Origin of the sequence: Pedobacter alpinus (assembly GCF_042684645.1) — a bacterium.
Classification (GTDB): domain Bacteria; phylum Bacteroidota; class Bacteroidia; order Sphingobacteriales; family Sphingobacteriaceae; genus Pseudopedobacter; species Pseudopedobacter alpinus.
The window spans coordinates 1-5171 of the sequence record NZ_JBHULV010000009.1; the positions used below are offsets into that span (position 1 = coordinate 1).

The window sequence follows — 5171 nt, forward strand, 5'->3', positions numbered from 1 at the left end:
TTTCGCAACTCAAAATTAGAATTATACAGGCCTTTTTTGTATATTATTTGTTCGGACAGTTATGATTTACCTTGGATGTTTTTAGTAAACAAAACTGTCCCGTTCTGATAAGCGCTGATTGTCGCTTTTCTATTTGAAGTGAATTTAATATCTACTATCGTCCCTTTATCATATGCATTATTAGGGTAAAAGATAAATAGCCTGTCAAGAAGTCTTCTGCTATTTTCGTCTTTTCCGCGTTTAGGAAAATGTTCCATTTCTCCAAATACTGTATCTTGAACGTCATTATAACTTCCATCCAATTTTGCGAATTCATTTTTCTCAATTGGCTCAATTGAATATGTCATTGGACTTAAATTTTTTAAAGGTCTACATCCTATGAAGATAATCACAAAACATAACATTAAGAGTTTCACTTGTTTCATTCTTAAAATTGTTTGATAATGTTGCCTTTAACAAAATGGTGCTAACATTTATCGGAACATTTATACCGCCACAGCCCCTTTAATATGCGGATGCGGTTCATAACCTACCAATTCAAAATCTTCAAATTTAAACCCAAAAATATCTTTAACCTCAGGATTAATTTTCATTTGTGGCAATGCTTTTGGCTCACGAGATAATTGTAAATTGGTTTGCTCAATATGGTTATTGTACAAATGCGCATCGCCTAAAGTGTGTACAAAATCTCCTACGCTTAAATCACAAACTTGAGCAACCATCATGGTTAATAAGGCATAAGAAGCAATGTTAAAAGGCACTCCTAAAAATATATCGGCGCTGCGTTGGTACAATTGGCAGCTTAATTTACCTTTTGTTTCTCCTTTTGCAACATCTGCTGGCGCTACATAAAACTGAAAAAAACTATGACAAGGTGGCAAAGCCATGTTTTCCACTTCGGCAACGTTCCAAGCAGAAACTATAATTCTGCGGCTATCTGGGTTGTTCTTTATTTGATTGATGATGTTGGTGATTTGGTCAATATGTCCACCATCAGGCTTTGGCCACGAACGCCATTGCGAACCATAAACCGGCCCTAAATCTCCGTTTTCATCTGCCCATTCGTCCCAAATTTTAACTCCGTTTTCTTTTAAATATTTAATATTGGTATCGCCACTTAAAAACCAAATTAATTCGTGAATAATAGATTTTAAATGTAGTTTTTTAGTGGTGACCATCGGAAAACCTTCGGCTAAATTAAAACGCATTTGATAACCAAAAACGCTAATTGTGCCTGTGCCTGTTCTATCGTGTTTTTGTGTACCATGTTCTAAAACATGGCTCATTAAATCTAAATATTGTTTCATTTTTATATTTCTTTGTTAAAGAATGTTTTATATTTTTTTCTGTCTTTGAACGTAATTTTTTTGTTCCCTGCACTCAGTCTTTCCTGCCCTCAAGCCGGGCAAAGGCTTTTACTTTTTTCATTTTTTCCTTATTTTATTTTAAGGAATTCAAGAGTGCTTCGCAATTTTTTCCGCAAAAAAGTAAAAAAAACTCTCGCCTGCGCCTGATGCTATGAAGGTTAGCGCTTTGACTTCTTCATCTTTCTCCTCCGCCAGCTGGCGGACAAGGGCGAACTTTCGGCATTTAACGTTTCTACTTACGCTAGATAAAAACTATTTTTCTTACAACTAGTATTTTTTTTGCATTAACGATAGTAACGACATCCTTTTTTTGTCCTTCGACTTCGCTCAGGATGACAAAAAAAGATATATCCGCCAGCTGGCGGAGTGTATAAATGCACAAATTATTATTTCTCTGTGCAACCTAAACATTTATATCCTACAAATTAAATTAATCTATATTTGCAATCCTATTAATGTGCAAAACTCCTAATTGTTAATATTGATGATTACTTTTCCAAATGCAAAAATCAATATCGGTTTAAATATCACCAGCCGACGACCTGATGGTTACCATAATTTAGAAACTATTTTTTATCCCATTCAAATAAAAGATGCTTTAGAATTGATTGAAGCACCAGAAATGAGCTTTGAAACCTCGGGAATTAGTATTCCTGGAAATGCGAATGATAATTTATGTTTAAAGGCTTATGCTTTATTGCGTAAAGATTTTGATTTGCCTAACATTAACATCCATTTGCACAAGCATATTCCTATTGGAGCGGGTTTAGGCGGCGGTTCTGCTGATGCTGCGTTTTTCATCAAATTGGTAAATACAAAATTTAATTTAGGTTTATCTACTGAAAAAATGCAAAGCTATTGCCAATTATTAGGTGCAGATTGTGCTTTTTTTATTGAAAATAAGCCAGTTTTTGCTTTTGATAAGGGTGATGTTTTTGAAAACATTGAATTAGATCTTTCTACATATCATTTGGCATTGGCGATGCCGCAAGTTCATGTTTCTACAGCAGAAGCTTATCAGGGAGTGAAGCCTCAGGAAAGCAAACAATCGTTAAAAGAATTGATTAAAATGCCAGTTGAAGAATGGGAAGGGAAAATAACCAACGATTTTGAAGCACATATTTTAAAAAATCATCCTAAGATTAATGAAGTAAAAGTGGCGATGAAAGAAGCTGGAGCATTATTTACATTAATGAGTGGTAGCGGAGCATCAGTTTACGGAATATTTAAAAATGAGACTAATTTAAGTCATCTACAAAAAGAAAATTTAATTTTTAGCGGTATATAAATGAGTAGAGCTATTAAACAAGTGTTAATTATTGGTACGGTTTGGCCCGAGCCAAGATCATCTGCGGCGGGGAGTAGAATGATGCAATTGATTGCTTCTTTTTTAAAACAAAACTGGAAAGTTACTTTTAGCACAGCTGCTGCTGATAGTGAATTTATGGTTGATTTAGTCGAATTAGGCGTAAATAAAGTAAGCATTAAATTAAACGATGAAGCTTTTGATGAATTTATAAAAACTTTAAACCCTGATTTGGTTTTGTTTGATAGGTTTATGACCGAAGAACAATTTGGTTGGCGAGTAACAGAAAATTGCCCCAACGCCATGCGGGTTTTAGATACCGAGGATTTACATTGTTTAAGAGCTGGTCGCCAAAAAGCATATAAAGCTAAGCAAGATTTTAAGTTAGACGATTTATTGTTGGAGGATGTTGCTAAAAGAGAAATTGCAAGTATTTTAAGGTGCGATTTATCGCTAATTATCTCTACTTATGAAATGAATATTTTGGTAGATATTTTTAAAATAGACGAATCTGTTTTAATGTATTTGCCTTTTATGTTACCAAATATTACTGAGGAAGAAACAAAAAAATGGCTCCCATTTCAAGAAAGAGCTCATTTTATTACTATTGGAAATTTTTTACATGAACCAAATTACCAAGCCGTTTTATTTTTAAAAACAGAAATTTGGCCATTAATTAGAAAAAAAATGCCCGATGCAGAGATGCATGTTTTTGGTTCTTACCCGTCAGAAAAAGTAACGCAATTGAGAAACCCTAAAGAAGGATTTTATATTAAAGGAAGGGTTAGAAATGTGAAAGATGTGATGGGAATTGCTAGGATTTGTTTGGCTCCGTTGGTGTTTGGCGCTGGTTTAAAAGGTAAATTAATAGATGCCATGCAAAGCGGTACGCCAAATGTAAGTACACATATTGGTGCCGAAGCTATGCATAACGGTTTACCTTGGAGTGGCTTTATCGCTAATTTGGCTAAAGATTTTGCGGATGACGCTGTTAAACTATATACTAATGAAACGCTTTGGAATAGATTTCAGCAAAACGGAACAAATATTATTAATGAGTTGTACGATGAAAATTACTGGAACACACAATTAATTGATGTTTTATTAGATATTAAAGCACATTTGGTTTTACATAGAAAGCATAATTTTTTAGGCACAATGCTAAATCATCATACTTTAATGAGTACCAAATATTTATCTAAATGGATTGAGGAGAAAAATAAATAAAAACCATACTAATTTTAATTGTTGATTATTTATTTAAATTTATTAATGGCATCTCGCACAAGTCTTTCCTGCCCTTATGCCGGGAATTGGCAGTTACTTTTTTCATTTTTCATCATTTCATTTTTTGGTATTCAAGAGTGCTACGCAATTTTTTCCGCAAAAAAGTAACCAAAACCCGAGCGAGAGCGAACACATGAAAGCCTATAAAAACAATAAATAAGTTGAATAAACTCTCGCCTGAGTCTGATGCTATGAAAGTTAGTGCTTTTAATTCTTCATCTATACCGCACCAGACAAGGGCGAAATTATCTGTGATTAAAGTTTATGCTTTTATCCATAATGGTAGAATAAACAATTAATGATAAAGTTGATGGTATATACCCAACCTTAAGCGAAATTTGGACTGGTATTTGTAAATTTGAAAAATAATTAAAGCTGTAATTTATTAATATGAAGAATTATTTTATTGTTGGCGATGTACATGGTTGTTTCCACACTTTGCAATTATTACTTGAGAAATGGGATGCTACCAATCAACAATTATTATTTGTGGGGGATATTATTGATCATGGAAATCATAGTCCGCAAGTGGCTGAAGTTATTTATGATTTGCAAAAAAAACATAAAGATACTGTTGTTATAAGAGGCAACCACGAGCATTTGTTTTTAAACCATTGCTTAACAGAATTTAATAAAGATTGGTACGAGAAATCGGGAGAAAGAACTTTTAGTCAGTATTTATTAGCTGGTAGAGAAATTAATAAAGATGCGGATTGGTTTGCTACATTTCCGTTGTATTTTGAAACTCCTAATTTCATAGTTTCTCACGCAGGTATTTCTGATACTTTAGATCCATTTAATGCCGATAATAAAGAAGGCGTTGTTTGGCAACGAAACGAAACCATAAAGTTAAAACAACTTCAAATTTTTGGGCATACGCCAAAAGAAAGTGCTTTGTATGATTTTAATTCGCACTCTATAAATATTGATACTGGTGCTTATAAATGCAATAAGTTAACAGCCATTATTTTAAACGCAGAAGGAGAAATTATTGATATACATAGCGAGGCAACTCATGAGGAAGATTTGCCTAAAAACAAAGAAGAATGTGTGATTTAAATTAGGTTTAGCTAAACCTAAACTAATGTTTATAAGATAAGCCTTTTCACTATTTCCTATTCACTATTCACTCCCAAAGCCAGGGTCAACGCATTTAAATTTGATTAAAGATTTTTATTAGATAGTCGTTATCCCATCCTGCCTTAAGTCTT

Annotated in this window: 5 protein-coding genes; 3 read left to right on the forward strand and 2 right to left on the reverse strand. The window is 33.4% G+C overall.

Annotation, left to right across the window (positions count from 1 at the left end; all coding sequences use genetic code 11):
* Positions 1-59 precede the first annotated feature (59 nt).
* Both ACFSSE_RS04140 and ACFSSE_RS04145 read right to left on the reverse strand, forming a co-directional pair.
* Complete coding sequence (locus tag ACFSSE_RS04140; RefSeq protein ID WP_379046438.1) at positions 60-425, reverse strand: hypothetical protein; 366 nt, start codon at positions 423-425, stop codon at positions 60-62.
* A 60-nt stretch (positions 426-485) separates the two neighbouring features.
* Positions 486-1307 carry a thymidylate synthase gene (locus ACFSSE_RS04145; protein WP_379046435.1) on the reverse strand — a complete coding sequence of 274 codons (822 nt, stop codon included), beginning with the start codon at positions 1305-1307 and terminating at the stop codon, positions 486-488.
* A 544-nt stretch (positions 1308-1851) separates the two neighbouring features.
* Between ACFSSE_RS04145 and ispE the strand changes: the two genes are divergently transcribed.
* From ispE to ACFSSE_RS04160, 3 genes are all read left to right on the forward strand, one after another.
* Positions 1852-2655: a 4-(cytidine 5'-diphospho)-2-C-methyl-D-erythritol kinase gene (gene ispE, locus ACFSSE_RS04150; protein WP_379046441.1), complete on the forward strand. Its 804-nt coding sequence runs from the start codon at positions 1852-1854 to the stop codon at positions 2653-2655.
* Positions 2656-3900, forward strand: coding sequence for a glycosyltransferase (locus ACFSSE_RS04155; RefSeq protein ID WP_379046432.1), 1245 nt, complete (start codon positions 2656-2658; stop codon positions 3898-3900).
* A 450-nt stretch (positions 3901-4350) separates the two neighbouring features.
* A complete protein-coding gene (locus ACFSSE_RS04160) occupies positions 4351-5019 on the forward strand; it encodes a metallophosphoesterase (protein WP_379046427.1) in 669 nt (222 codons plus the stop codon).
* The last annotated feature ends 152 nt before the right edge of the window (positions 5020-5171 follow it).

Bases quoted from the DNA above. Each gene is read 5' to 3' on its own strand.
- ACFSSE_RS04160 (WP_379046427.1), top strand. From the start codon at position 4,351: ATGAAGAATTATTTTATTGTTGGCGATGTACATGGTTGTTTCCACACT.
- ACFSSE_RS04155 (WP_379046432.1), top strand. From the start codon at position 2,656: ATGAGTAGAGCTATTAAACAAGTGTTAATTATTGGTACGGTTTGGCCC.
- ispE (WP_379046441.1), top strand. From the start codon at position 1,852: ATGATTACTTTTCCAAATGCAAAAATCAATATCGGTTTAAATATCACC.
- ACFSSE_RS04140 (WP_379046438.1), bottom strand. From the start codon at position 425: ATGAAACAAGTGAAACTCTTAATGTTATGTTTTGTGATTATCTTCATA.
- ACFSSE_RS04145 (WP_379046435.1), bottom strand. From the start codon at position 1,307: ATGAAACAATATTTAGATTTAATGAGCCATGTTTTAGAACATGGTACA.